Raw genomic sequence first — 25,317 nt, 5'->3', positions numbered from 1 at the left:
CTTTCGACTTCCGGGCCCGGCGGCGCCGCCCGCGCCGTTCGCGGCGAAATCGAAGCGCTTCGATCAACCGGCTGGATTGGCTTTTTGTCGGTGTCCTCCTTCGGACGGTCGGTCGGATCGGATGGTCGGCGGGGCGGGAGATGTCGGTCAGGACGGCACGGGCGCGGGCCCGCTGCTGGCCCGCGCGGTCAGCCGGGGCGGCACCAGGGTGGCGGCGGGCACCGGACCGCCCTCCAGCTTGGTCATGAGCAGCTCGACCGCCTGCCGCCCCACCTCCTCGGCCGGGACGGTGACGGACGTCAGCGGCCGTTCGGCGCGCTCGGCCACCTCGTCGGGGCAGATGGCCACCACCGACAGATCGCCGGGGATGCTCCGGCCGGCGGCGCGGAACGCCCGCACCAGCGGTTCGACGACCGGCTCGTTGTGCACCACCACCGCGGTCGGCGCGTGCTCGTCGGCCAGCAGCCGGGCGGCCATCGCGCGGGCGGCCTCGGCGGTGGACTCACACGGGTGCAGCACGCCGGTCAGGCCGTACTCGGCCACCGCCGCGCGGAAGCCCTCGGCGACGCGCTCGGCGTAGCCGGTGCGCCGCCGGTAGACCTCCGGCGGCGAGCCGACCAGCGCCACCGACCGGTGCCCCAGCTCGGCCAGGTGCCGCACGCACGCCTCGGCGGCGGCGCGGAAGTCCAGGTCGATGCAGGTCAGGCCGGACGCGTCGGCCGGGAACCCGATGAGCACGCTGGGCCGGTCCAGGGTACGCAGCAGCGGGACGCGCGGATCGTCCATCTGCACGTCCATCACGATCAGCGCGTCCACCATCGCGCTGTCGGCCACCCGGCGCAGCCCGTCCACGCCCTCCTCCTGGGTGAGCAGCAGCACATCGTGGTCGTGCCGCCGCGCGGTGGTGACCGCGGCGACCGCGAACTGCATGACCACGGGCACGTGGATGCCGCTGCGCAGCGGGATCATCAGGGCCACCACGTTCGACCGGCTGCTGGCCAGCGCGCGGGCGCCCGCGTGCGGCCGGTAGCCGAGCTCGCGGATGCTGGCCAGCACCCGCTCCCGGGTCTCGGCCGAGATCGAGCGCTTGCCGCTCAGCACGTAGGACACCGTGCTCGGGGACACCCCGGCATGGCGCGCCACGTCGGTGATCTTTACCACGTGCCGTCCCATCCTGCGGACATGTGAAGCGATTCGATTGTGCAGAGGATAGCGGCGCCTACGGCGGCTCCGGCCCGCCCGGCCGCGGCCCGGTCACGGGGCGGCGGCCGGGACGCCGCCCGCCGCGATGAGGTCCCGGTACCAGTGGGCGCTGTCCTTCCAAGTCCGGCGGCCGGTCGGGTAGTCGACGCGGATCAGGCCGAACCGCTTGGAGTAGCCGTAGGCCCACTCGAAGTTGTCCAGCAGCGACCAGGCGAAGTAGCCGCGCACGTCGGCCCCGGCGTCCATGGCGGCGCGCACCGCGGCGATGTGGTCGCGCAGGTAGGCGATGCGGCGGTCGTCGCGGACCCGGCCGCCCGAGTCCACCTCGTCGTCGAACGCGGCGCCGTTCTCGGTGACCACCAGCGGCACCCCGGGGTGGTCGCGGTGCAGCCGCAGCAGCATCTCGGTCAGCCCGGTGGCGTCGATCGGCCAGCCCATCGCGGTGTACGGGCCCGGCTGGCGCGGGAACTCCACGTCGTCGCAGCCGACGAAGGGGCTGGCGGCGCCGTCGCGGTGGCCGTCGGCGGTCTCGCGCGGGGACGTGCCGTCCCACCGCCGCACCCGGGTGGGGCTGTAGTAGTTGACGCCGAGCATGTCCAGCGGCGCCGCGGCGGTCTTCTCGTCGCCGTCGCGGACGAACGACCAGTCGGTGAGCGCCGCGGTGTCCTCCAGCAGGTCGTCCGGGTAGCCGCCGCCGAGCATCGGGCCGAGGAAGATGCGGTTGGCGACCGCGTCCACCTTCCGCACCGCCTCCGGCTCGCCGCGCAGGTGGTGCAGGTTGAGGGTGACCGAATGCCGCGCCGACGGCGCCACCACCTCGCGCAGCGCCCGGTTGGCCAGGCCGTGCGCCAGGTTGAGGTGGTGCGCGGCCTTCAGCGCGTCCACCGGGTCGGTGCGGCCCGGCGCGTGCACGCCGGAGGCGTAGCCGAGGAACGCCGAGCACCACGGCTCGTTCAGCGTCGTCCAGGTGTGGACGCGGTCGCCGAGCGCCTGGCCGACGCGGGTCGCGTACTCGGCGAAGCGGTGGGCGGTGTCGCGCAGCGGCCAGCCGCCCGCGTCCTCCAGCTCCTGGGGCAGGTCCCAGTGGTAGAGGGTGACGACGGGCGCGATGCCGCGCTCCAGCAGCTCGTCCACCAGGCGCGAGTAGAAGTCCATGCCGATCGGGTTGAACCGGCCTTCGGGCAGCACCCGCGACCAGGAGATGGAGAAGCGGTACGCCCTCAGGCCCAGCTCGGCCATGGCCGCCACGTCCTCGCGCCACCGGTGGTAGTGGTCGGTGGCCACGTCGCCGGTGTCGCCGTTCAGCACGCGGCCCGGGGTGTGGCTGAAGGTGTCCCAGATGGACGGCGTGCGGCCGTCCTCGCCGGCGGCGCCCTCGATCTGGTACGACGCGGTGGCCGCGCCCCACAGGAAGTCGTCGGGGAAGGTCATCGGTCCTCCAGGGTGATGGCGATCTGCGGGCCGTCGGCGCGTACCAGGGTGCCGTGCGGATGCTCGTCGACCGTGCCGCCCTCCACGCGGGCGACGGAGTCGACGCCGGCCAGTAGCACGTTCCACGGCTTGCCGGCGCCGCCGGCGAACTCGGCCGCCACCCGGACCGCCGCGCCGTCCCGGGAGGTGGTGAACGACGCGGCGGTCCCCCCGCCGGACGGGGCGGGGATCTCGGTGGTGGCGCGGGCGCCGTCGGCGAGCTCGTACACCCGCAGCGTCACGCCGTCGGCGTGGTCGTAGTCGGGCCGGTCGTCCACGGCCCCCTCGGGGATCACGGCGCCGGGCCGCACCAGCAGCGGCAGGCTGTCGAAGCCGTGGCGTTCGCGCACCCAGCGTCCGCCGTGCACCCTCTCGCCCGTCAGGTAGTGCGTCCACACGCCCTCGGGCACGTAGTAGGCGACCTGGCCGTCGGCGGAGAAGACCGGCGCCACGAGCAGGTCGTCACCCAGCATGTACTGCCGCTCCAGGTGGGTGCAGGCCGGGTCGTCGGGGAACTCCACCACCATCGCGCGCATCATCGGCAGGCCCTCGCCGTACGCCTGCCGCGCCGCGCCCGCCAGGTAGGGCATCAGCCGCATCTTCAGCCGGGTGAAGTGGCGCAGGACGTCCACCGACTCCTCGTCGAACAGCCACGGCACCCGGTAGGAGTGGCTGCCGTGCAGGCGGCTGTGCGACGACAGCAGCCCGAACGCGATCCACCGCTTGAACAGGGCGGGGTCGGGCGTGCCCTCGAAGCCGCCGATGTCGTGGCTCCAGTACCCGAACCCGGACATGCCCAGCGACAGGCCGCCGCGCAGGCTCTCCGCCATCGCCTCGAACGTCGACTCGCAGTCGCCGCCCCAGTGCACCGGGAAGCGCTGCCCGCCCGCCGTGGCGGACCGGGCGAACACCACCGCCTCGCCCTCGCCCCGCCGCTTGCGCAGCAGCTCGAAGACGGTCTGGTTGTACAGGTAGGTGTAGTAGTTGTGGGCGCGCTCGGGGTCGGAGCCGTCGTAGAACACCGCGTCGGTGGGGATGCGCTCGCCGAAGTCGGTCTTGAAGCAGTCCACACCCATGTCCAGCAGCGCGTCCAGCTTGGCGGCGTACCACTCGCGCGCCTCGGGGTTGGTGAAGTCGACGACCGCGCAGCCCGGCTGCCACTTGTCCCACTGCCACACGTCCCCGTTGGGCCGCTTCAGCAGGTAGCCGCGCGCCTTGCCCTCCTCGAACAGCGGGGACCGCTGCCCGATGTAGGGGTTGATCCACACGCAGATCCGCAGCCCGCGCTCCTTCAGCCGGCGCAGCATGCCCGGCGGGTCGGGGAACACCCGCGGGTCCCACTGGAAGTCGCACCACTGGAACTCGCGCATCCAGAAGCAGTCGAAGTGGAACACGCTGAGCGGCAGGTCCCGCTGCGCCATGCCCTCGATGAACGAGGTGACGGTCTCCTCGTCGTAGGAGGTGGTGAACGAGGTGGACAGCCACAGCCCGAACGACCAGTCCGGCACGCGCGCCGGGCGGCCGGTCAGCGCCGTGTACTTGCGCAGGATCTCCCGCGGCGTCGGCCCGTAGATCAGGTAGTAGCGCATCGACTGGCCCTCGACGCTGAACTGCGCACGGGCCACCGCCTCCGACGCCACCTCGAACGACACCCGGCCCGGGTGGTCCACGAACACCCCGTACCCGGCGTTGGTCAGGAAGAACGGCACGTTCTTGTACGCCTGCTCGCTGGCGGTGCCGCCGTCGGCGTTCCAGATGTCCACCGACTGGCCGTTCTTGACCAGCGGCCCGAACCGCTCCCCGAGCCCGTAGACGTAGTGGTCGACGCCGAGGTCGAGCTGCTCGCGCACGTAGTGGCGGCCCTCGTCGGTGTCGATGATCGCCATGGCCTTGAAGCCGCTGCCGGTCAGGCGCCGCCCGCCGGCCGAAAAGTCCACCCGCCACTCGTCGCCGCGCGCCACCCGCACCGTCAGGTCGCCGGAGGTGAGGGACACCGCGTCGTCGTCCACGGCCACCGCCGCGTCGACGTCGGGGTCGGCGGCCACCTCGAACTCCGGACGCGGCGGCCGCACCCCGGCGAAGTGGGTGACGGTGACGCCGACGACGTCCCGCATGGGCGAGGAGCAGGTCAGCGTGACCACGGGGCCCTTGAGCAGATCGCCGCGGTGCCGGATGCGCTGCACGGGGGCGTGCACGGTGAACGAGCCCGTCCCGGCGTCGACGTCGAGCACCTCCGCCGGGTAGGACGCGTGCACGCCCTCGCGCATCATCCAGTAGCCGTCGGTGAACTTCATTTGATGGCTCCAGCCGTGAGTCCGCGCGACAACGTGCGCTGGAAGATCAGAAAGAAGACGACGGTCGGGATCAGCCCGAGCAGGGCCGCGGCGCTGGACATGGTGGCGTCCATCAGCCGCTGCCCGTGCAGCACGCCGAGCGCGACCGAGACCGTCTGATTGTCGTTGGACTGCAGGAAGACCATGGGGATGAGGAACTCGTTCCAGGTCCAGATGAAGAAGAACACCAGCAGGACCGACAGGGTGGGCCGCACCACCGGCACCACCACCCGCCACAGGATCTGCCAGCGGCCCGCGCCGTCGATCCGGGCCGCCTCCAGCAGCGGCCGCGGGAACGTCGACAGCACCGACGACAGCAGGTAGGTGCCGAACGCGCTCTGGATGACGGTGAACACGATGATCACGCCGAGCCGGGTGTCGTACAGCCCGAACTGCTTGGACAGGTAGAACAGCGGGTAGACCAGCGCCTCCTGCGGCAGCGTGTTGGCCATCAGCAGCACCACCAGCACCCACATGCGGCCCTTGACCCGGCCGATGCCGAGCGCGTAGGCGTTCAGCACCGACAGCAGCACCGCGCCGACCGCGACCGACCCGCTGATCAGGGCGCTGTTGAACAGCACCCGCCCGAAGTCGACGCGCTCCCAGAAGTCCCGCACACCCTGCAGGTACAGGCCCTCGGGCGGCGCCAGCGGCCCGTTGGCGGAGTACTCGGCCGGCGACTTCAGCGCGTTGAACACCACCACCACGAACGGGATCAGCATGATCGCGGCGAGCGCCGTCATGCCGACGAGCACGGCGTACGCCGACGGGCCGCGCCGGCGCCGCCGCCGCGTCCGCCGCGCGGAACGGCGCCGTTCCCCGGCCGGTGCCCCGGCGGTGCGCGTGGTCAACGTCGTCACCGCTCCTCCCCCAGGTCACGTCCCTGCATCCGCAGGAACACCACGGTCAGCGCCAGGATGATCAGCGTGAGCACGGTGGAGATGGCCGAGCCGTAGCCGACCTCGGTGCGCTCGAAGAAGCTGACGTAGGAGTAGTAGGACGGCACGTTGGTCGCGCCGCCCGGGCCGCCCTTGGTCAGCACGAAAATGTGCGCGAACGCCTTGAGCGCGGCGATCGTCGTCCACAGCAGCACCACGAAGATCTCCGGGCGGATCTGCGGCAGCGTGACGTGCCGGAACCGCCGGGCCCAGGTGGCGCCGTCGATCTCGGCCGCCTCGTACAGGGACGGGTCCACCCGCTGCAGCCCGGACATGAACACCACCAGCGGGAACCCGATCTGCACCCACACCATCACGGCCATGACCGTCCACAGCGCGGTGCCCGGGTCGCCGAGCCAGTCGTGCGCCAGACCGCCCAGGCCGACCGCGTCCAGCAGCTCGTTCACCGCGCCGCTCTCGGGGTTGAGCAGCCAGCTCCACACGATCCCGGCGATGACGACCGGCAGCACCTGCGGCAGGTAGATGCAGGCGCGCAGCACGCTGGCGGTGCGCGGCCCGAAGTGCCGGTCGATCAGGTCGGTGAGCACGGCGGCCAGCACCAGCCCGATCGCGGTCGGCACGATCGCCATGCCCACGATGACCAGGACGTTGTTTCGGAACGACGCCCAGAAGTCGCCGTCGCCGGCCAGCTCGGTGTAGTTGTCCAGGCCGATCCAGCGCGGCGTGCCGATGCCCTCCCACTCGGTGAAGCTGGTGTAGAGGTTCATGACGAACGGCACGCCGATGACGGCGATGAACAGCAGCACCCCGGGGACGAGGTAGGGCAGGTAGGCCAGGCGGCCGTCGCGGTTGCGGGCGGCCGCCTGCTTGGCAGTGCGCTCGGTCACTTCGGCACGCCGCTGTCGTAGTCCTTCTGCAGGTCACCCAGGACCGAGCTGGGCGAGCTGCCGTTCATCAGCTTCTGCCCGGCCGACACCCACTTGTCGTAGAAGCCCGGCACGGGCCAGTCCGGGTAGTACGCCAGCCCGTTGTTCTTGGCCAGCCGGTCGAAGTTCTCGATGAGCTTCTTGGCCTTCGGCTCGGTGATCGCCGCCGGGTCGGCCGCGACCGGCACGCCGCCCGCGTTGCCCAGGGCGTTCTGGATGTTCTTCTTCATCGTGATGTCGATGAAGTCGTAGGCCAGCTTCTTGTTCTTGGAGCCCTTGGGGACCACCCACAGGTTGCCGCCGGAGCCGGCCGTCATCGTGCCGCCCGGCCAGAGCATGGTGTCCCAGTCGAACTTGGCCTCCTTGAGCACCCGGCCGAACCACCAGGTGCCGGAGAACATCATCGGGAACTTGCCCTGGATGAACGCCACGCCGGCGTCCTCGGCCTTCAGGCTGACCGAGTTCTTGGCGATGTAGCCCTTCTTCACCCAGTCGGCGAACGTGGTCGCCCCGGCCGTCCACGCCTGGTCGGTCAGGTTCGCCTTGCCGGTGTACCGCTGGTAGGCCTGCACCCAGTTCGGGTCGGCCTTGTCGAGGGCGAGCTGGTAGATGAAGTGCTGCGCCATGACCTCGGCGCCGGCGTTGGTGAACGGCGTGACGCCCTTGGCGACGAACTGGTCCATCGCCTTGATCAGCTCGTCGTAGGTGGTCGGCACCTTCACGCCGTGCTTGTCGAACAGCTCCTTGTTGTAGTAGATGAGCGTGTACTCGGCGTAGTTGGGGATGCCGTACCACTTGTCGCCGCCCATGACGCCCTTGGCGTCGTACTTGGACGTGACGGCGATGTTCGGGCTGAGCATCTTGTCCCAGCCGCGCTTGGCGACCTCGGCGGACATGTCGTCCAGCAGCCCCTGCTTGGACAGCAGCCCGGCGGTGGCGTTGCCCTTGTTGTACTCCAGGATGTCGGGCGCGTCGTTGGAGTTGAGCACCATCGGCGCCGTCTTCTGGATCTGCTCGAAGCCCTTCTCCTCGAACTTGACCTTGACACCGGGGTGGGTCGCCTCGAACTCCTTGATGGCCTGGTTCCAGGCCACGCCCATGGCGCTGTCGGGCGACTCGTAGTGCCACAGCCGCAGCTCGTTGGGGTTGGACTCGCCGCCTCCGCCGCCGCACGCGGTCAGCGCCAGCGACCCCGCGGCGAGCGCGGCCAGCAGCGCCGTGCCCCTGCCTGGTCTGTTCATCGGTGCTCCTCCGGGGTGGGAACTCGCTGTCCCCGCGCCGGGCGACGCAAGCGTTCCGGTCGCGGACGGGCCGCCGGTCGCCGGTCGTGTCGGCGCGGGTGTCGAGAGGGGTGTCGAAGCGCTTCGATTGTGTGGGATCGTAGACCCAGGTGACCTGGCACACAATAGGGAAATCTGGAAAGTTCTCTCACACCCGAGCTGACCGGGGGTTTCATATGGGAGCGCTCCCAGCAGCGGCGGCCCGGCCCCGTTCCGGCGGCCGCGGCGGCGGCCCGCTGTTACCCTCGGACGCCCCGGAAGCCAGGGATGATCCGCACAAGTCGCCCCGAAGGCGGTGGCGGCCGTGCCGCAGCGATCGCGGGAGCGCTCCTGATGAGGTCCACCGACGACACGTTCGACCCGGCGTCCGACGACCTGGCATGCGGCGACCTGGCATGCGGCGACCTGGCATGCGGTGACCCGCCATCCGGCGACCCGCCGGAGGCCGAGCGGGACGAGGAGGCGTACCGCCGGGAGTTCCGGCGGTTCTTCGAGCTGCACCACCGCGACCTGGCCCGGCTGGCGCACCTGATGCTCGGCGACCCGGACTCGGCCGACGACCTGGCCGCCGACGCCCTGGCCGCCGCCTGGCACCGCTGGGACCGGGTGCGCAGCTCCGAGCATCCGCTGGCCTACGTCCGCCGTATCGTGCTGAACATGTGCCACAGCCGCATCCGCGCCCTGGTGCGCGAGCGGGACCGGCTGGCGGCGCTCGGCGCGAGCGTGCAGGAGCACGCCGACACGCCGGACGTGCCCGCCGTGCTGGACGTGCGCGCCGCCCTGCAGCGGCTGCCCGAGCGCAAGCGCGCCTGCGTGGTGCTGCGGTTCGCCTTCGACCTGTCGGAGAAGGAGACCGCGCGGGTGCTGGGCATCACGGTCGGCACCGTCAAGAGCCAGACCTCCAAGGGCATCGCCGAGCTGCAGCGCGCGCTCGGCGACCCGGAGCGGCCGCGCGCGGAGCGCCGGGGCGACGAGGGCCGCGGCGCCGGGCCGCAGCCGGGCGCGAACGCCCGCCGGGAGGACAGACGGCTCGCGGACGTGCATCCTGGGGAGGACGGGCCCGCGGACGCAGGCGACGGCGGGCGCTCCGGCGGCGCGCGGCGGGGCGGCGGCCGCTCCGGCGGGGCGCAGTGGCGGCGCGGCGCGGTCGGCGTCCTGCTCGGTGCGGTCCGGGCGGGTGAGCGGCCGCAGGAGGGCGCGTGATGGGGGGCCGAGACAACGATCCCGAGCACACCGAGGAGTCCCTGGCCCGGCTGCGGGACTGGCTGCACGCCGAGGCCGAACGGCACGAGCCCGACCGCGACCGCATCTGGGCGCGGATCGAGGCCGCCATGGACCGCCCCACCGAGACGATCACGGCGGGCGGCGCGCACCCCGGCGATGCCGGCGGGCACGGGCTCGCGGACGGCGCCGACCGCGAGGACGGGCGGCGCGGCGGCCGGCACGCGGCCGAGCCGCCGCACGACGCCAAGCGGCGCTGGCTGCGCGCGGGCGTGGCGTCCCTGGCCACGGCGAGTGTCGTCGGCCTGACCTCGGGGGTGTTCTGGGGGTTCACCGAAGGGGACACCGGCCCCGCGCTGCCGCTGGCCGGGCGCAGCAGCGACCAGCCCGGGTCGCCCGGCGGCACCGGCTCCGCCGCGCCGACCGGCGGCACGCCGACGGACGGCACCGCGTCGGCGGCGCCGTCCCCACCGGGCGAAAGCGAGTCGTCGCCGCCGCCCCGGCGCTCCCCGTCCGTCGACGCCGGACGCACCGCCCGCCCCGCCAAGTCACCGTTCACGGCGAGCGGCGCCGTGGACTCGGCGAGCAACGAGCACTGGGCGCAGAACAACGTCGTGCTGCGCGTGCACGAACCGCTGCACGCGCTGACGGTCACCATCCGGGTGAAGCTCGGCGAACGCGTGTCGTCGGCGGGCTCGTGGCTGTCGCTGCCCAACGGCGACTTCCGCTCGTCCGTCAAGACGACGCTGGACGCCATCGTCTACACGTGGACGCTGCTGCCCGGACGCACCGTGGAGCCGGGCTCGTACACCTTGGCGGCCCAGTACAACCGGACCGCCGCCCACGATCCGGGCGAGGACGTCTACTCGGTGCGGGCGGCCGTGCGGGACGGCCCGTCCGCCCCCGCCGAGGGCCACTTCTGACCCGTCCGGCGGTCCCGTGCGGCGAGCAGGGGACGCTCGCGGTGCCTGGCTGGGGTGCGCGCATCACCTCCGCTCGGAAAGCGCTTGCCCTCGACGGTAGGCACTCCGTGCGTCCGCGTCAACACAATCGAGGAGTTCTCCGGAACCGCGGCAACCCCCCGGACCGCCCAGGCGACTATGGCGGTGAAGGCCCCCCGCACCGGCGCCCCACACACCCTGCCCCGGTCCGGGGGGCCTGCCAACGTTCAGTCCCCTGCGAGACGGGCCGCGTACCGGATGCCGCCCAGAAGGTGGGCGCGGAACTCCGGCTCGGCGAACGACTCGGCGGTGTGGCCGAGCGCGGTGTAGAAGCAGCGGCCGTCGCCGACGTCGTGGCACCAGGCGAGCGGATGCGGCTCCCCCATGCCGGCGCCCTCGTAGCTGGACTCGTCCACGGTCAGCAGCACCCGGACGCGTGCGCTCGGAGCGGACGCGAAGTCGTACCACTCGTCGGTGCGCGTCCACGTCCGCCCCAGGTGGGCCGTGGCGGGATGGTCGCGGTCCTGGACGAGCACCGTGGCGGGCTGCACGTGCGGGTGGCGCGCGAACCGCGCCCCCACCAGCTCGCCGTAGAAGGGCCAGTCGTACTCGGCATCGGCGGCGGCGTGCACGCCCGCGAAGCCGCCCCCGCCCCGCACATAGGACTCCAGCGCCCGCCGGTGCGCGTCGGTGAAGAGCTCCCCCGTGGTGCTGAGGAACACCAGCGCCCGGTAGCGGACCAGGATGTCGGGGGAGAACAACACGGTGTCGTCGGTGACGTCCACCATGAAATCGTGGTCGGCGCCCAGCTCGCGGACGGCCTCGGCCCCCGCGGGGATGGAGGCGTGGCGGTAGCCGGCGGTCCTGGTGAACACGAGCACCCTGGGCATGGCCGCTCCGTCACCGCCCGGACCGGCAGGTGCGGCCGTTGAGCGTGAACCGGCCGGGGCGTCCGTTGCCGCCGTCCCGACGGCCGATGAACCCGAACTCCACGGCGCCGCGCGGCGGGATGGTGCGGTTCCAGTCGGCCGCGGTGACCTCCACCTCGGCGCCCTGCTGGCGCTGCGCGCCGTTCCACAGCTGGGCGACCTGCTGCCCGTCGGGGAACGACCAGGCCAGCCGCCATCCGTCGATCGGCGCGTCGGCCAGATTGGTGACGCGCACCCGCGCCTGGAAGCCGTCCGGCCACTCGCCGACGACGTCGTAGGCCACGGCGCACGCGCCCGGCCCGGACGACGGCGCGCCGCCACCGGGCGCCGACCCGCTGTCGGAGGACCCGGAGGGCAGCGCGACGAGCAGCACGGCGAGCAGGCCGAGCGCGCCCGCCGCGCCGCCGGCGACGAGCAGCAGTCTGCGGGTGCCGCCGCCGGGAGGCGGCTCGGGCGGCGGGCCGGGGTCGTCCAGGACGCGCGTGTCGTGGTCGCGCGCCGGGCCGTGCGGCGGCGCGGCGCCCGTGCCGGCGACGGCGCCGCGGGGGATTCCGGCGGCCGCGCGCAGCACCGCGGCGACCTCGGCCGCCGCCGGCCGCGCCTCGGGTCGCTCCTGCACGCACCGCCGCCACACGTGCTCGACCTGCTCCGGCGCGTCCGGGGCCTCGCCGCCCAGGCACTCGCGGAGCACGACGCCCAGGGAGTACACGTCGGCGGCGGGGGTGGGGGCGGCGCCGTCCAGCAGTTCGGGCGCGACGTAGTCGGGGGTGCCGAGCACCGGGCCGGCGCCGCCGGGGCGCCCTCCGGCGGGGGCGGTGAACGCGATGCCGAAGTCGAGGATCTTGGCGCCGGTCGCGGTCAGCAGCACGTTGCCGGGCTTGACGTCCCGGTGGACCACGCCCGCGGCGTGCGCGGCGGCCAGCGCGTCCGCCAGCTGCGCGCCCAGCACCGCGGCCTCCCGCCACGGCAGCGGGCCGCGGGCCAGGCGCGCCGCCAGGGTCTCGCCGTCCAGCAGCTCCATCACCACGTACGGCAGGCGCTCGCCGTCCGGCAGCTCGGCCTCGCCGTAGTCGTGGACGCCGGTGATGTGCGGGTGGGTCAGGGCCGCGGCGGCCTTGGCCTCCTCGTGCAGCCGCGGGGTCAGCTCCCGCGGCCAGCCGTCGCGCGGCAGCTTGACCGCCACCGGCCGGTCGAGGACCAGGTCGACGGCGCGCCACACCGTCGCCATGCCGCCCGATCCGACGGGCGCCACCAGCTGGTAGCGCCCGCCCAGGCGGCCCCCGGGGATCTGCGACATGCCTGGCAGCTTATTCGGCCGGTCCCCGGGGGCGCGTGTCCTCCGCTCCGGGGTCGGGGCTAGGAGGTCATGCAGTGGGTGTCCAGGTCGCTGACGGCGCTGGACGTCTTGGCGGTGAAACCGAACGTGGTGGACGCACCGACCGCCAGCGAACCGTTCCAGGAGGCGTTGACGACCTCCACGTCCGCGCCGGTCTGGGTGTAGGTGCCGCTCCACAGGCCGTCGACGGTGGCGCCGTCGGCGAAGGTCCAGTGCACCCGCCAGCCGTTGATCGGCACGGTGCCGGAGTTGGTGACCGTCACCTCGCCCTGGAACCCGCCGTCCCAGGTGCTCACCGTGCGGAACGAGGCGGTGCACACCGCGCCGGGCTGCTGCGTGGGCGTGTCGGTGGGCGTGGCGGTGGGCGATGTCGTGGGACCGCTGCCCGGGCCGACGCCGGTGACCTCGCCGTTGCCGCCGTCGAACACCACGTCGGAGCAGCCGTAGAACGTCTCCTGGCTGTCGGAGCGCTGCCACACCGAGTAGATGATGTGCCGGCCGCTCTTGCCTGACGGAAGCCGCGCGTTCCAGTAGTAGTAGGCGCTCTCGCTGCCCGGCGAGCCGACGCTCGGCGGGTCGGTGACCTCGTCGAACGGCTGCTCCTCGAGGTCGTCCCAGGTCAGCGGGCGCGTCGGGCTCCAGCTGTCCTTGGTGATGTAGGACCGGAAGGTGCCCGGGTGCGCGGCCCACTTGTTGTAGCGCATCTGGATCTGCGCGCCGGACGTCAGGTGCGTGACCGGCCAGTCGTCGCGCGCCAGGTCGAAGCCGCTGAAGTCGTACACCTTCGCGTCGGCGCTGCACAGCTTGCCGTCGGGGATGAAGCCGCGCATGCGCCCGGCGCCGTCCGAGCGCAGCACCGCGAACCAGTTGTAGAGCGAGTTGGCGCCGCTCTGCGCGACCGCGGCCGCGCACGCGGGGTTGTTGGGCACGATCTGGCCGGTCGAGCTCAGCCCGTCCTTCCAGCACAGGTACGTGCGGCTCCCCGGCATCATCATCGCGCCGTGCGCCGACGCCGGGGCGGCCGTCAGCACGGTTCCGAACACGGCCGCCGCCGCTGCGAGCGCCCCTCCGGCGAGCACCGCCCGCCGCCGCTGCCTCATCGAAACGCCTCCGTTCCTCCGCCCCCTGGTCGTGGCCTGCGGCCGCCGCCGGACCTGCGGCGGCCCTCGCGCTGGAACGTAACCGGAGGCGACGGGTCGGATGAACGGACCTTTCACGCTTTCACGGGTTCACTAGACTGTTTCGAAAGCGCTTTCCACCTGGCGGGGGTCAGATGGTCACACTGGAGGACGTGGCGCGGCACGCGGGGGTCTCCCTCGCCACCGCCTCGCGGGTGCTCAACGGCAGCAACCGGCGGGTGGGAGCCGCCCTCCGGCAGCGCGTGGAGCTGGCGGCGGCCGAGCTGGGCTACGAGCCGGACGTCACCGCGCAGGCGCTGGCCCGGGGGTCCAGCAACGTCATCGGGCTGGTCGTGCACGCGCTGACCGACCCCTACTTCGCGGCGCTGGCCGAGGGCGCCATGCGCGCCGCCGACCGGCACGGGCTGACGGTGATGGTCGGCACCACGCACCGCGATCCGGAGCGCGAGATCGCGGTGGTGTCCACGCTGCGGGTGCAGCGGGTCCGCGCGATCGTGCTGGCGGGCTCGCGCACCAGCGACGAGACGATCACCAAGCGGCTGACCGCGGAGCTGACCCGCTACCGCGACGCCGGGGGCCGGGTGGCGTGCGTCGGCCAGGACCTGCTGGGCGTCGACACCGTCGCCCCCGCCAACCGGGAGGGCGCGGCGGCCCTGGCCCGGTCGCTGGCCGGCCTCGGGCACCGCCGCTTCGCCGTGCTGGCCGGCCCGCCCGGGCTGCTCACCGCCGCCGACCGCACCGCGGGGTTCACCGCCGCGCTGGCCGATCTCGGGCTGCCCGCGCCCCGCGTGCTGCACGGCGACTTCGACCGCGACGGCGGCTACGCGGCCGCGGTCGAGCTGGCCGGTTCCGGCCTGGACGAGGTGTCCTGCGTGTTCGCCGTCAACGACGTCATGGCGCTGGGGGCCCTGGCGGCGCTGCGCGACCGCGGCGTGGACGTTCCCGGTGACGTGTCGGTGGCCGGCTTCGACGACATCGCCACCCTCCGCGACCTGGTGCCCGCCCTGACCACCGTGCGCCTGCCCCTGGCGGAGATGGGGGAACGGGCGCTCGACCTGGCCTTGTCCGACACCTCCGAGCCCGCCATCGAGCCGGTCGCCGCCGAGGTCGTCCTGCGCGCCAGCACCCGCCGGGTGTGAATCGGACCCGCGGGCCGGGAGCCGCGACGACCGGTCGGCGGGGCTTCGAGCGTCCTTTCGGGGCCCCCGGCCCGCGGGCAGCGCGGGCCGGGGGCTGGGGGCGCCGCGGCCGTGCGGCCGCGGGGAGGGGGGATCAGGGGTAGTTGGGGTTGTTGGCGTCCGGGATCTGGATGCTGATCGGCAGGTCCCCTTCCGACAGGTAGAGCAGGATGCCCAGGCGCAGGATCTCGTCGAAGGCCCAGTAGGCCTTCTGCACGACGCCCGGCGCCTTTTCGAGCGACAGCAGCCCCTCCCGGATGGCGATGAAGGGCTCCCAGGCCGTCTCGAAGATCGGGTCCCACAGCGGATCCCGGGGGATCTTCAGCCAGTCGGCGATCTGGTCGCCGAGCACGTAGCGGGTGAGCGCGCCGAGGACCGGCTTGGTGACGAGGCCGAAGTCGAGCTGGGCGCCCAGGTTCAGCAGCATGTCGGCCAGCTTGATGCCCTCGGGCGTGGGCGCCAGCAGGGGGTCCAGCACCTGCTTGGCCTGGGCGTTGGCCTCGTCCCAAGACTTGGGGATGTACTCGTCCTTGATGCCGAGCATGTGCGCGGCCACCTGCCAGGAGTGCAGGAACGCCTCGGACTCGGCCTCGGGGATCGGCACCTTCCACTTCTTCAGGTTCTGCATGACGGTCGTGGGCAGGCTGTGCCAGGTGACCATCATGTCCCGCTGGCTGATCGGGATCTCCTCGTCGGCGACCTTCGTCCAGTGCGGGGACTGCGGCAGCAGGTGGCGCACGCCCGCATGCGCGAGGCGGGTCTTGACGCAGGTCACGATCATCTCGCCGTCGGGCTTGTAGGCGTTGGACGTGCCGATGTCGTACCCGAGCTTGGCGGTCTTGGTGATGCGGTCCTTCATGTCCGCACCGCCCTTGGAGTAGTAGACCGCGCGCGCCTCCCGGGGGATGACCGTGCTCATCATCCCGCTGGCGAAGCCGTAGGTCACGCCGAGGTACAGGCCCCGCTTCTCGTTGAACTGGTAGGCGGTGGCGAGCTTGTCCTCGTCGGCCCACGACGGCACCTTCCGGGCCTCTTCCATGAAGTCCCGCAGGTCCGCCGGCAGCCCGCTGGGCAGCGGCTGGCCGTTCTTGGTCCACTGCTTCAGCAGCTTGTTGACCTTGGGCACGTCGCCCCGGTCGATCAGCGAGGCGACCAGGTCGTCGGCCTCCGGGTCCCAGACCCACCGCGGGTCGGCGCCCTCTCCCGCGCCCGCCACCGAGCCCTTGGGCGACCACGTCCACAGTGAGCTCGCCTGGGCGGGCGTCGCGACGCTCAGCGCGCCGAGCGCGCCCAGCGTCCCGCCCGCCATCAGCACGTTGCGCCTGCTGGGTTTCTCCATGTCCTGCTCCTCCTCGGGGCCGAGAGCACCGCTCATTCTGATACGGTGATACATGGCTCGTATCTGCGTATCATCAACGGCACGTCTAATACAGCACACTGTGGCGGCCGCCACAAGACCCGAACCTGAACGACCGAACATGAACAGGGCCGCCGAGGGTGAGGCAGAATCAGGCGAGCCGGGAGGAGCCCATGGAACCTGCGCTGTCCGCCCTGATGACGGCCTCGGGCACGGAGTCGCTGCTCGAACGCGCCTACAGCGACGCCGTCGAGCAGGTCGACGACATGGACGAGACCAGCACCCAGATACTCGACGCGGCCTATGAGCTGTTCTGCCGGATGGGCGTGCAGCGCTCCACCATGGAGGACGTGGCCCGCAGGGCGGGGGTGTCGCGGATCACCGTCTACCGCCGGTTCGCCACCAAGAACGCGCTGGTCGAGCATGTCGTGCGGCGCGAGTTCCGCCGGTACTTCGACCAGTTCCTGCGCGACATCAAGCAGGCCGAGACCGTCGCCGACCGGGTCGTGCTGGGCTTCGTCAGCTCGCTGCGCGCCATCCGCGGCAACCCGCTGATCGGCGGTCTGATCGAGACCGAGCCCGACCTGCTCGTGCCGTCGATGATCAGCGACGGGGGGCGCACCCTCGCCACCGTGCGGCAGTTCGTCGCGGGCCAGCTGCGCCAGGAGCAGCGCGCGGGCAACGTGCGCGCCGACCTGGACACCGACCTGGTGGCCGAGATGATGGTCCGGATCTCCGCCTCGTTCCTGGGCATCCCCAGCCACCTCGTCGACCTCGACGACGACGAGCAGCTGGCCATGGTGGCCCGGCGGTTCCTGGTGCCCATGCTGGAGGCGCCGCCTCCCCCGGCCGAGCCCGGATAGCCCGCCGGCCTTCCGGCGTCGGGGGACGGCCGGCGCCGCGCGGCGGGGCGCGGCACCGGCCGCCGGGGTTCAGCCGAGGAAGGGGGCGACCAGCGCGGCGAAGCGCTCCTTCATCGTCGCCAGCACCGCGTCCGGGTCGGCGGCCCAGACGTCGGCGTTGAAGATCTCGACCTCGACGTCGCCGTCGTAGCCGGTTGCGGCGACGGCCCGCGTCAGCGGGGCGAAGTCGATGACGCCGTCGCCCATCATGGCGCGGCCCAGCAGCACGTCCTGCGGGAGCGGGTGCAGCTGGTCGCACACCTGGTAGGTGGCGACGCGGCCCTCCGCGCCCGCGCGGGCGATCTGGTCGTAGACCTCCGGGTCCCACCAGATGTGGAAGGTGTCGACCACGACCCCGACCCGGTCGGCCTGGTGCGGGGCCGCCAGGTCGAGCGCCTGCTTCAGCGTGGACAGCACCGCGCGGTCGGCGCAGTACATCGGGTGCAGCGGCTCCAGCGCCAGGCGGACGCCGCGTTCGGCGGCGTAGGGCGCCAGGACCTCCAGCGCCTCGGCCACGCGCGCGCGGGCGGCGCCCAGGTCGCGGGAGATGCCGTCGCCCAGCGCCTCCCCCGGCACCACGCCGGGCAGGCCGCCGACCACCAGCACCAGGCAGGCGGCGCCGAGCTCGGCGGCCTCGTCGATGGCGCGGCGGTTGTCGTCCAGCCCGGAGCCCCCGGTCAGGAAGCCGCCCCGGCACAGCGACGAGACGCGCAGCCCCGCGTCGCGCACGAGCTTGGCGGTGGCGGCCAGGCCGTGCTCGGCGACGGGCTCGCGCCACAGCCCGATGGCCTCGATGCCGTGGCGCCGGCAGCCGTCCACGGCCTCGGGCACCGACCAGCGCCGGGTCGTCCACTGGTTCAGCGACAGCCTGCTCATGCCCTGCCTCCCGTCCGCCTCCGCGGCGCCGTGCCGCGCCCTGCGTCCTGGCTCCCGCGCCGCTGCGGCCCGCTCACTGGTCCACTCCGTGCACGGCCAGCAGCGCGCGCATGCGGCGGACGGCCAGCTCGGGGTCGGGCAGCAGGCCCGCGGCGTCGGCCAGCCGGAACACCTCGGCCAGATGGACCACCGAGCGGGCGCTCTGCGCGCCGTTCACCATCGTGAACGCCTCCTGGTGCCCGGCAAGCCAGGCCAGGAACACGATGCCGGTCTTGTAGTGGTAGGTGGGCGTCTCGAAGATCTTGCGGGACAGCGGCACGGTCGGCGCGAAGATCTCGTCGTAGGCGGCGACGTCGCCCGCGTCCAGCGCGTGCAGGGCGGCGGCGGCCGCGGGCGCGATCGCGTCGAAGATGCCCAGCAGCGCGTCGCTGCCGGACGCGATCAGGTCGGGGTAGTTGAAGTCGTCGCCGGTGTAGAGGCGGACGCCGGCGGGCAGCCCCGCGCGGATCTCGATCTCCCGGTCGGCGTCCAGCAGGGACACCTTGACGCCGTCGATCCGGGACGCGTGCGCGCGCACCAGGTCGAGGAAGTGGCCGACGGCCTTGTCCAGGTCGTCCGAGCCCCAGTAGCCCGCCAGGTTGGGGTCGAACATCTCCCCCAGCCAGTGCAGGATGACCGGGCGGTCGGCCTGCTCCAGCAGCCGGCCGTAGACGGCGTGGTAGTCCTCGGGGCGGCCGCGGGCGATCCGGGCGAGCTGGCGGCTGGCCATGATGATCACCCCGGCGCCGGCGTCCCGGACGACCTCGATCTGCTCCTCGTAGGCGGCGGCGACGTCGTCCAGGGTGGCCGCGTCGGGCCGGTGGTCGGTGCCCGCGCCGCAGGCCACCAGCTCCGCCGGGTCGCCGTGCGCCGCGGCCTCGGCGGCGCTGCGGCGGATCAGCTCGCGGGTGGCGGCCCAGTCCAGGCCCATGTTGCGCTGGGCGGTGTCCATCGCGTCGGCCACGCGCAGGCCCAGCGACCACAGGTGCCGGCGGAAGCGCAGCGTCGCGTCCCAGTCCACGGTCGCGGGGACGCCGGGGCCGTTGTCGGCGCGCGGGTCGGCCACGACGTGCCCGGCGGCGTAGGCGATGCGCGACGTCGGCGGACCGGACGGCGTCCGCCAGGCGCGCGGCTCGCCCGGGGTGTACCGCTCCAGGCCTCCGTCCGCGGTCGGCAGTTTCAGCTCGCGCATGCTCGTCCTCCGCTCGCTTCCGGGGCGCCGGGGAGCCGGCGCCCTCCCCTCTCGCTGCGGGCGCCGGGGCGCCCGTGCGGCTGGCTCATCGGGCTCACTTCCCGCCGAGGTCGATCGGGTCCAGCTCGACGCGGCGCCCCTCGGCGGACGACAGCAGGCCCGCCTCGGCGAGCTGCACGCCGCGCGCGCCGGCCGCGAAGTCGTGCGGGAACGGGGCGTCCTCGACGACGTGCCGGACGAACATCTCCCACTGCACCTTGAAGCCGTTGTCGAAGTCCTCGTTGTCGGGGACCTCCTGCCACTGGTCGCGGAACTTCTCGGTGGCGGGCAGGTCGGGGTTCCACACCGGCTTGGGCGTCATCGCGCGGTGCTGGACGCGGCAGCGGCGCAGCCCCGCGACGGCGCTGCCCTCGGTGCCGTCCACCTGGAACTCCACCAGCTCGTCGCGGAACACCCGGGTGGTCCACGACGAGTTGATCTGCGCGATGATCCCGCCGTCCAGCTCGAAGATGCCGTACGCGGCGTCGTCGGCGGTGGCGTCGTAGGGCGAGCGGTTCTCGTCCCAGCGGCGCGGCACGTGGGTGACCGCGCGGGCGGTCACCGCCGCCACGCGGCCGAACAGGTTCTCCAGCACGTAGTGCCAGTGCGGGAACATGTCGAGCACGATGCCGCCGCCGTCCTCGGCCCGGTAGTTCCAGCTGGGGCGCTGCGCCTCCTGCCAGTCGCCCTCGAACACCCAGTAGCCGAACTCGCCGCGCACCGACAGCACGCGGCCGAAGAAACCGCCGTCCACCAGCCGCTTGAGCTTGCGCAGCCCCGGCAGGAACAGCTTGTCCTGCACGACGCCGTTCTTGACGCCGGCCGCCCGCGCCGCCTTGGCCAGGGTGATGGCGTCCTCGAGGGAGTCGGCGGTGGGCTTCTCGGCGTAGACGTGCTTGCCCGCCTCGATCGCCCGGGTGACCGCGCCGACCCGGGCGGACGTGACCTGGGCGTCGAAGTAGATCTCGGTCTCGGGGTCGGCGAGGGCGGCGTCCAGGTCGGTGGTCCAGTCGGCGATGCCGTGCCGTTCGGCCAGCTCGCGCAGCTTGCCGGCGTTGCGGCCGACCAGGACCGGGCGCAGGTGGACCCGGCCGCCGCCGGCGAGCGGGACGCCGCCCGCCTCGTTGATCGCCAGAACGGAGCGCAGCAGGTGCTGGCGGTAGCCCATGCGGCCGGTCACGCCGTTCATCACCACGCCGAGGGTGCGTACGGTCATCGTTCTCCTTGGAGGCGGACGAAAATGGAGTAAGCGCTTTCCCGCACCCTAGGCCGGAAAGCGCTTACTCTCAAGTGTCCTGGTCAGCGCACCCCGTAGAGGTGTTCGAGCGCCAGTTGGTCCAGCCGCTCGAACGCCGCGCCGCGCGCCGCCAGGGCCTCCACGTCCGGGGTGAACTCGCGCACCGACCGCCAGTCCTCGCCCTCGGCCAGCGTCGGGACGGCCAGCTGGTCCACCCGCGCCGCCCGCAGCGCCTCCTGCACCTCGGGGTCGGCCCGGAACGCCCGCACCTTCTCCCGAAGGATCAGCCAGTTGCGCATGCAGCCGCGCGCCGACTCCCACACGCCCTCGTCGTCCTCGGTGCGCGGCGGCTTGAAGTCGAAGTGGATCGGCCCGTCGTAGTCGCTGCCATCGATGAGATCGACCACCCAGAACGCGCCGCGCGCGTTGCCGGCGCCGAACCGCAGGTCCTGGTCGTAGCGCGGGCCGTTCTGCCCGTTCAGGTCGATGTGGAACAGCTTGCCGTGCCACAACGCCTGGGCCAGCCCGTGCGTGTAGTTCAGCCCGGCCATCTCCTCGTGCCCGACCTCGGGGTTGAGGCCGACCAGCTCGGAGTGCTCCAGCTCCTCGATGAACGCCAGCGCGTGCCCGACGGTCGGCAGCAGGATGTCGCCGCGCGGCTCGTTGGGCTTGGGCTCGATCGCGAACCGCAGGTCGTAGCCCTTGTCCAGGACGTAGGCGCCGAGGATGTCGAACGCCTCCTTGTAACGGTCCAGCGCGGTCCGCACGTCCTTGGCCGCCCCGGACTCGGCGCCTTCCCGGCCGCCCCAGCACACGTACACCTTGGCGCCCAGCTCGGCGGCCAGGTCGATGTTGTCCATGACCTTGCGCAGCGCGAACCGGCGCACGTCGCGGTCGTTGGCGGTGAACGCCCCGTCCTTGAAGATCGGGTGGCTGAACAGGTTGGTGGTCGCCGTCGTCACCACCAGGCCGGTCTCGTCCAGCGCCTTGCGGAACGCGCCGATGCGCTCGTCGCGCTCGGCCGCGGTCGCCTCGAACGCGAACACGTCGTTGTCGTGGAAGTTGACGCCGTACGCGCCGATCTCGGCCAGCTTGCGCACGGCCCGTTCGGCGGGCATCGGCGCCCGCGTCCCGGGGCCGAACACGTCGACGCCCTGCCAGCCGACCGTCCATATCCCGAACGAGAACTTGTCCTCCGGGCGCGGTGTGTAGCGGTCCTCGGTCACGTTTTCCTCCTCTGTGCGTTGCGGTGGTTCACCAGGTCGCGGTGGCGTCGCGCAGCGCGCCGTAGCGGGCCCGGACGGCCTCGGCGGCCGCCGCGTCGCCGGGTGCGGCCTCGTGCTCGGTGGCGGGACGGTCCGGCCAGGCGGGCGGCTCGGGCGTCCCCGCCAGCGCCCAGGCGGCCTGCCGGGCGGCGCCGAGCGCCACGTACTCGGCCGGTTCGGGGACGGTGACGGGCGCGCCGAGGATCGCCGGCGCCAGCGCCCGCACCGCCGCCGAGCGCGCGCCGCCGCCGATCAGCAGCATGCGCCGCGGCGTCACGCCCTGCGCGGCCAGGTGGCCGACGGCGTCGGCCAGCGAGCACAGCAGCGCCTCGACGGCCGCCCGCGCGATGTTCCCCCGGGTGGCGTTGGACGTGGTCAGCCCGGACAGCACGCCGGTGGCGTCCGGGCGGTCGGGGGTGCGCTCGCCGTCCAGGTACGGCAGCAGGGTCAGCCCGCCCGCCCCCGGCTCGGCCGCCAGCGCCAGGCGCGACAGCTCGTCCAGGTCGGCGCCCACCATGGCGGCGGCCGAGGTCAGGATGCGCGCGGCGTTCAGCGTGCACACCAGCGGCAGGAACCGCCCGGTCGCGTCGGCGAACCCGGCGACCAGCCCGGACGGGTCCGCGGCGGGTCGGTCGGCGACCGCGTACGCCGTGCCGGACGTGCCGATCGACAGCACCACGTCGCCCTCGCGCAGGCCGAGGCCGAGCGCGGCGCCCATGTTGTCGCCGGTGCCGGGGGCGATGCGCGCGCCCCAGGCGGTCTCGCCGACCGCCTCGCCCGGCGCCGCCACCCGCGGCAGGCCGGGCTCGTGGCCGAGCGCCGCCGCCGCGATCTCCGGCAGGTAGCGGCCCTCGGCGGGCGACCAGTACCCGGTGCCGGACGCGTCGCCGCGGTCGGTGACGTGCTCGGCGGCGCCGAGCCTCCAGGTCAGCCAGTCGTGCGGGAGCAGCACGGCGGCGGTGCGGGCGGCGTTGTCCGGCTCGTGCTCGGCCATCCAGCGCAGCTTGGTGACGGTGAACGAGGCGACCGGCACCGATCCCGTCCGCTCGGCCCAGGTCTTGGCGCCGCCCAGCTCGTCGACCAGCGCGCGGGCCTGCGGCGCCGAGCGGGTGTCGTTCCACAGCAGGGCGGGGCGGACCACCTCACCGCCCTCGTCCAGCGCCACCATGCCGTGCTGCTGCGCGGCCACGGCCACGGCGTCGGCGCGTTCCAGCAGCGCGCGGGCTTGGTCGAGGGCCTGGCTCCAGTGCCGCGGGTGGCATTCGGTACCGTCCGGGTGGGGCGCGGAGATCTGGTCGACGATCGCACCGTCCTCCGCCCGGCAGAGGACGACCTTCGTGGACTGGGTGGAGGAGTCGATCCCGGCGACGAGCATGGTCCTCCTCGGAGGGGTTCCGCGAAAGCTTTCGGCGGTCGGTCCGAAGAACTTTCGAAGCGCTTCGACTGCGTGCAGCCTACGACGCCTGTGACCGTCGGCACAACGGACGGTCACCCCGGCCCCTGGTCGCGCGACGCGCCCGACCCGGTCATCCCGCACCCCGAAGGCGGATGCTGCAAGCGGACGACGAGCCTGCCGCAGGCCGCGTTCCCCGCGCCCGGCCGGACGGTCGCACAGACGCCTGGGAACCGCGGTCGGGTCGCAGGCGGCACGGCACCGTCCCGATGTTCTCCCGCCGTCCGGTGATTGTCACGGCAGTCGCTCCGTGAAGCCCTGCGGGATTCACGGAGCGACCGTCCGGATGATCCGAAGTGTTTTTCTATCGGGGAGTGCTCTTGCTCTCGGCACCCTGGGCGAACAGGGCGCGGAAGGTGATGGGGCCGACCTCGCCGTCGGCGTCGATTTCCTTTCGGGTCTGGAAGTTCTTGACGGCCGTCGCGGTCTTCGGCCCGAAGATGCCGTCCACCGCGAGGGCGGCGCCGAGCTGGTTGAGCGAGTACTGCAGCCCCTTGACCAGCTGGGCGCGGGTGTCACCCTGGCGGGCGATGCCGTGGTCGGTGCGCAGTGTCACCCAGGTCTCGTCGTTGACCGTTCCGGTGCCCACGAGCTCGCGGTCGGCCTGGTACTTGCGGACGGTGGTGACCAGGGCGTCGTCGAAGACATCCGCCCCGGAAGCGCCGGGCGTGCAGGCGGTGCGGTAGATCTGGGCGAGGAAGCAGCGCACCGCCGCCACCCGGTAGCCTTTGTCTCCCTTCTTCAGCGTCACCCAGGGCTGGGCCTCGATGGCGGCGAGGATGCGCCGGTCGGTGTCGGCGCCGTCGGCGTGGGCGGCGGCCGTCCAGCCTCCGGCGGCGAGGACGAAAACGGCGGCGGCCAGGGACACCACCGCGCGCAATACGGTCTTCATTCAGCCTCCTCTTCTGAAATCACTGACCGTCTTGCCATTGAGGACGCGGCATTGCGGCGGATGGTTTTCACGGAATTCAAAAGATTTGCCGGACGGGTGCCATTGACGCGTGATCACGGAAATCGGTTTACGCGGATCATTCAAACATCGAAACCGATTCCGGCCAGTATCGCGGCGGCGGGCCGGCGGACGCCGTCGCGGTGACCGGCGCCCGGTGGCCGCGGCCGACCGGTATCGGCGGGCCGGCGCGCAGGTCGGCCTCCCTCAGGCGGTGCCGTGGGGGGCGTAGTTCATGACGTGGTCGTGCAGCATGCGCGGGGCGTCGGGGTCCTGCCGGCGGAACGCCTCGATCAGGGCGGCGTGCTCGGCGGACTTGGAGTAGATCTCGGTCTCGTGCAGGCGCAGCGACAGCGTCGTCCACAGCTCGATGCCGAGCGACTCCCACACCGACATCAGCAGCCGGTTGCCCGACGACTCCACCACCACGCGGTGGAAGCCGATGCTCAGCCGGATCTGCGCGTCCAGGTCGCCGGCCTCGGCGGCCTCGGCCAGGCGCGCGTTCTCCTTCTCCAGCACGTCCAGCCGGTCGGCCAGGCGGGGCAGGGCCAGCTCGACGGCGGTGCGCTCCAGACCGGCCCGCACGGGGAAGATCTCCACCATGTCGCGCTCGGTGAACGGGCGCACCCGGGCGCCCCGGTTGGGCAGCGACTCGATCAGCCGCAGCGCCTCCAGCTGGCGCAGCGCCTCCCGCACCGGACCCTGGCTGACGCCCAGCTCCGCGGCGATGCGCCGCTCGACGATCCGCTCGCCGGGCTGCCAGCGGCCGGCGCTGATCCCCTCGACGATGAACTCGCGGATCTGGTCGGCCAGCCCCGTGCGCCGCAGCGCCGGGCCCGGGGTCGCGGTGGACGGTGGGTTCACGTAGGCAATGGTAGATGGGCAGGTGGTCCAGACCTTTCGGCCGCCCGGGCGAACGCCCCAGGGAGATGAGGCGGTTCGCCCCGTTTTGGCATAGAAAATCGCGGGAGTGGCCGCCACGGAGGCCGTTGCGCGTGATAGTCGTCACCGAAGGCGCGTCCCCGCCGGCGGCGGTTCCGGCGCGCCGACGGAGCGGGCCGGCCGTCCGGCGCCCCCCGGGGGCGTCCGCGCTGGTCCGCGGACGTTCCCGGGGTCCCCTTTCGGACAATGTGGCGGTATGATCGATCATTGA

21 protein-coding genes are annotated in these 25,317 nt (G+C 72.9%); 4 read left to right on the top strand and 17 right to left on the bottom strand.

Annotated elements, in window-relative coordinates:
• Positions 1 to 147: 147 nt before the first annotated feature.
• The 6 genes from QSK22_RS17710 to QSK22_RS17685 all read right to left on the bottom strand — a co-directional run bounded on the left by QSK22_RS17710 (position 148) and on the right by QSK22_RS17685 (position 8,072).
• Positions 148 to 1,173 carry a LacI family DNA-binding transcriptional regulator gene (locus tag QSK22_RS17710; protein WP_502872325.1) on the bottom strand — a complete coding sequence of 342 codons (1,026 nt, stop codon included), beginning with the start codon at positions 1,171 to 1,173 and terminating at the stop codon, positions 148 to 150.
• Between the two features lie 81 nt (positions 1,174 to 1,254).
• Entirely contained in the window at positions 1,255 to 2,634 is a 1,380-nt protein-coding gene (locus QSK22_RS17705) for a GH1 family beta-glucosidase (RefSeq protein WP_285495303.1), read from the bottom strand.
• Positions 2,631 to 4,967 (bottom strand): alpha-xylosidase, encoded by a 2,337-nt coding sequence (gene yicI / locus QSK22_RS17700; protein WP_285495302.1) that lies wholly within the window; start codon positions 4,965 to 4,967, stop codon positions 2,631 to 2,633. Before yicI ends, QSK22_RS17705 begins: the two co-directional genes overlap by 4 nt.
• Positions 4,964 to 5,866, bottom strand: a complete 903-nt coding sequence (locus QSK22_RS17695) for a carbohydrate ABC transporter permease (protein ID WP_285495301.1) — start codon at positions 5,864 to 5,866, stop codon at positions 4,964 to 4,966. The genes yicI and QSK22_RS17695 overlap by 4 nt, the downstream gene beginning before the upstream one ends.
• On the bottom strand, positions 5,863 to 6,792 hold the full coding sequence (locus QSK22_RS17690; protein ID WP_285495300.1) for a carbohydrate ABC transporter permease: 930 nt from the start codon (positions 6,790 to 6,792) through the stop codon (positions 5,863 to 5,865). The genes QSK22_RS17695 and QSK22_RS17690 overlap by 4 nt, the downstream gene beginning before the upstream one ends.
• Complete coding sequence (locus QSK22_RS17685; protein WP_285495299.1) at positions 6,789 to 8,072, bottom strand: ABC transporter substrate-binding protein; 1,284 nt, start codon at positions 8,070 to 8,072, stop codon at positions 6,789 to 6,791. The genes QSK22_RS17690 and QSK22_RS17685 overlap by 4 nt, the downstream gene beginning before the upstream one ends.
• 372 nt (positions 8,073 to 8,444) lie before the next feature.
• On the opposite strand from QSK22_RS17685, the gene QSK22_RS17680 reads away from it, so the two are divergent.
• A complete protein-coding gene (locus QSK22_RS17680; RefSeq protein WP_285495298.1) occupies positions 8,445 to 9,314 on the top strand; it encodes a SigE family RNA polymerase sigma factor in 870 nt (289 codons plus the stop codon).
• The gene (locus QSK22_RS17675; protein ID WP_285495297.1) at positions 9,314 to 10,255 is read left to right on the top strand and encodes a hypothetical protein; all 942 of its coding nucleotides are present in this window, start codon (positions 9,314 to 9,316) and stop codon (positions 10,253 to 10,255) included. Before QSK22_RS17680 ends, QSK22_RS17675 begins: the two co-directional genes overlap by 1 nt.
• Positions 10,256 to 10,500: 245 nt before the next feature.
• Here QSK22_RS17675 and QSK22_RS17670 read toward each other — a convergent pair whose 3' ends face one another.
• From QSK22_RS17670 to QSK22_RS17660, 3 genes are read right to left on the bottom strand one after another with little or no spacing between them, the layout of a single operon-like run.
• The gene (locus tag QSK22_RS17670; RefSeq protein ID WP_285495295.1) at positions 10,501 to 11,163 is read right to left on the bottom strand and encodes a ThuA domain-containing protein; all 663 of its coding nucleotides are present in this window, start codon (positions 11,161 to 11,163) and stop codon (positions 10,501 to 10,503) included.
• 10 nt (positions 11,164 to 11,173) lie between these two features.
• On the bottom strand, positions 11,174 to 12,499 hold the full coding sequence (locus QSK22_RS17665; protein ID WP_285495294.1) for a protein kinase domain-containing protein: 1,326 nt from the start codon (positions 12,497 to 12,499) through the stop codon (positions 11,174 to 11,176).
• A gap of 59 nt (positions 12,500 to 12,558) precedes the next feature.
• On the bottom strand, positions 12,559 to 13,638 hold the full coding sequence (locus QSK22_RS17660; RefSeq protein ID WP_285495293.1) for a lytic polysaccharide monooxygenase auxiliary activity family 9 protein: 1,080 nt from the start codon (positions 13,636 to 13,638) through the stop codon (positions 12,559 to 12,561).
• 173 nt (positions 13,639 to 13,811) lie between these two features.
• Between QSK22_RS17660 and QSK22_RS17655 the strand changes: the two genes are divergently transcribed.
• Positions 13,812 to 14,816: a LacI family DNA-binding transcriptional regulator gene (locus QSK22_RS17655; RefSeq protein ID WP_285495292.1), complete on the top strand. Its 1,005-nt coding sequence runs from the start codon at positions 13,812 to 13,814 to the stop codon at positions 14,814 to 14,816.
• 133 nt (positions 14,817 to 14,949) lie between these two features.
• On the opposite strand, the gene QSK22_RS17650 is transcribed toward QSK22_RS17655, so the two are convergent.
• Positions 14,950 to 16,194, bottom strand: a complete 1,245-nt coding sequence (locus QSK22_RS17650; RefSeq protein ID WP_285495370.1) for an oxygenase MpaB family protein — start codon at positions 16,192 to 16,194, stop codon at positions 14,950 to 14,952.
• 191 nt (positions 16,195 to 16,385) lie between these two features.
• On the opposite strand from QSK22_RS17650, the gene QSK22_RS17645 reads away from it, so the two are divergent.
• Positions 16,386 to 17,075 carry a TetR/AcrR family transcriptional regulator gene (locus tag QSK22_RS17645; protein WP_285495291.1) on the top strand — a complete coding sequence of 230 codons (690 nt, stop codon included), beginning with the start codon at positions 16,386 to 16,388 and terminating at the stop codon, positions 17,073 to 17,075.
• Positions 17,076 to 17,144: 69 nt separating this feature from the next.
• On the opposite strand, the gene QSK22_RS17640 is transcribed toward QSK22_RS17645, so the two are convergent.
• The 7 genes from QSK22_RS17640 to QSK22_RS17610 form a co-directional block, all read right to left on the bottom strand.
• The gene (locus QSK22_RS17640; RefSeq protein WP_285495290.1) at positions 17,145 to 17,990 is read right to left on the bottom strand and encodes a sugar phosphate isomerase/epimerase family protein; all 846 of its coding nucleotides are present in this window, start codon (positions 17,988 to 17,990) and stop codon (positions 17,145 to 17,147) included.
• Between the two features lie 73 nt (positions 17,991 to 18,063).
• Positions 18,064 to 19,221, bottom strand: coding sequence for a dihydrodipicolinate synthase family protein (locus QSK22_RS17635; protein WP_285495289.1), 1,158 nt, complete (start codon positions 19,219 to 19,221; stop codon positions 18,064 to 18,066).
• A 94-nt stretch (positions 19,222 to 19,315) separates the two neighbouring features.
• Positions 19,316 to 20,476, bottom strand: coding sequence for a Gfo/Idh/MocA family protein (locus tag QSK22_RS17630; RefSeq protein ID WP_285495288.1), 1,161 nt, complete (start codon positions 20,474 to 20,476; stop codon positions 19,316 to 19,318).
• Positions 20,477 to 20,559: 83 nt separating this feature from the next.
• Positions 20,560 to 21,723 carry a xylose isomerase gene (xylA, locus tag QSK22_RS17625; RefSeq protein WP_285495287.1) on the bottom strand — a complete coding sequence of 388 codons (1,164 nt, stop codon included), beginning with the start codon at positions 21,721 to 21,723 and terminating at the stop codon, positions 20,560 to 20,562.
• A gap of 28 nt (positions 21,724 to 21,751) precedes the next feature.
• A complete protein-coding gene (xylB, locus tag QSK22_RS17620; RefSeq protein WP_285495286.1) occupies positions 21,752 to 23,137 on the bottom strand; it encodes a xylulokinase in 1,386 nt (461 codons plus the stop codon).
• A gap of 382 nt (positions 23,138 to 23,519) precedes the next feature.
• Positions 23,520 to 24,107 carry a peptidoglycan-binding domain-containing protein gene (locus QSK22_RS17615; protein WP_285495285.1) on the bottom strand — a complete coding sequence of 196 codons (588 nt, stop codon included), beginning with the start codon at positions 24,105 to 24,107 and terminating at the stop codon, positions 23,520 to 23,522.
• Between the two features lie 264 nt (positions 24,108 to 24,371).
• Positions 24,372 to 25,028, bottom strand: coding sequence for a GntR family transcriptional regulator (locus QSK22_RS17610; RefSeq protein WP_285495284.1), 657 nt, complete (start codon positions 25,026 to 25,028; stop codon positions 24,372 to 24,374).
• Between the last annotated feature and the right edge of the window lie 289 nt (positions 25,029 to 25,317).

Source organism: Actinomadura sp. NBRC 104425, from assembly GCF_030269545.1.
GTDB lineage: Bacteria > Actinomycetota > Actinomycetes > Streptosporangiales > Streptosporangiaceae > Spirillospora > Spirillospora keratinilytica.
The sequence above is the reverse complement of the archived record's forward strand: the minus strand, read 5'-3'. Positions and strand labels throughout refer to the sequence as shown.

Coding starts and splice junctions, on each gene's coding strand:
- QSK22_RS17645 (WP_285495291.1), top strand. CDS start 16,386: ATGGAACCTGCGCTGTCCGCCCTGATGACGGCCTCGGGCACGGAGTCG.
- yicI (WP_285495302.1), bottom strand. CDS start 4,967: ATGAAGTTCACCGACGGCTACTGGATGATGCGCGAGGGCGTGCACGCG.
- QSK22_RS17710 (WP_502872325.1), bottom strand. CDS start 1,173: ATGGGACGGCACGTGGTAAAGATCACCGACGTGGCGCGCCATGCCGGG.
- QSK22_RS17630 (WP_285495288.1), bottom strand. CDS start 20,476: ATGACCGTACGCACCCTCGGCGTGGTGATGAACGGCGTGACCGGCCGC.
- QSK22_RS17685 (WP_285495299.1), bottom strand. CDS start 8,072: ATGAACAGACCAGGCAGGGGCACGGCGCTGCTGGCCGCGCTCGCCGCG.
- xylB (WP_285495286.1), bottom strand. CDS start 23,137: ATGCTCGTCGCCGGGATCGACTCCTCCACCCAGTCCACGAAGGTCGTC.
- QSK22_RS17670 (WP_285495295.1), bottom strand. CDS start 11,163: ATGCCCAGGGTGCTCGTGTTCACCAGGACCGCCGGCTACCGCCACGCC.
- QSK22_RS17650 (WP_285495370.1), bottom strand. CDS start 16,194: ATGGAGAAACCCAGCAGGCGCAACGTGCTGATGGCGGGCGGGACGCTG.
- QSK22_RS17640 (WP_285495290.1), bottom strand. CDS start 17,990: ATGAGCAGGCTGTCGCTGAACCAGTGGACGACCCGGCGCTGGTCGGTG.
- QSK22_RS17680 (WP_285495298.1), top strand. CDS start 8,445: ATGAGGTCCACCGACGACACGTTCGACCCGGCGTCCGACGACCTGGCA.
- QSK22_RS17660 (WP_285495293.1), bottom strand. CDS start 13,638: ATGAGGCAGCGGCGGCGGGCGGTGCTCGCCGGAGGGGCGCTCGCAGCG.
- QSK22_RS17705 (WP_285495303.1), bottom strand. CDS start 2,634: ATGACCTTCCCCGACGACTTCCTGTGGGGCGCGGCCACCGCGTCGTAC.
- QSK22_RS17615 (WP_285495285.1), bottom strand. CDS start 24,107: ATGAAGACCGTATTGCGCGCGGTGGTGTCCCTGGCCGCCGCCGTTTTC.
- QSK22_RS17665 (WP_285495294.1), bottom strand. CDS start 12,499: ATGTCGCAGATCCCCGGGGGCCGCCTGGGCGGGCGCTACCAGCTGGTG.
- QSK22_RS17635 (WP_285495289.1), bottom strand. CDS start 19,221: ATGCGCGAGCTGAAACTGCCGACCGCGGACGGAGGCCTGGAGCGGTAC.
- QSK22_RS17675 (WP_285495297.1), top strand. CDS start 9,314: ATGGGGGGCCGAGACAACGATCCCGAGCACACCGAGGAGTCCCTGGCC.
- QSK22_RS17655 (WP_285495292.1), top strand. CDS start 13,812: ATGGTCACACTGGAGGACGTGGCGCGGCACGCGGGGGTCTCCCTCGCC.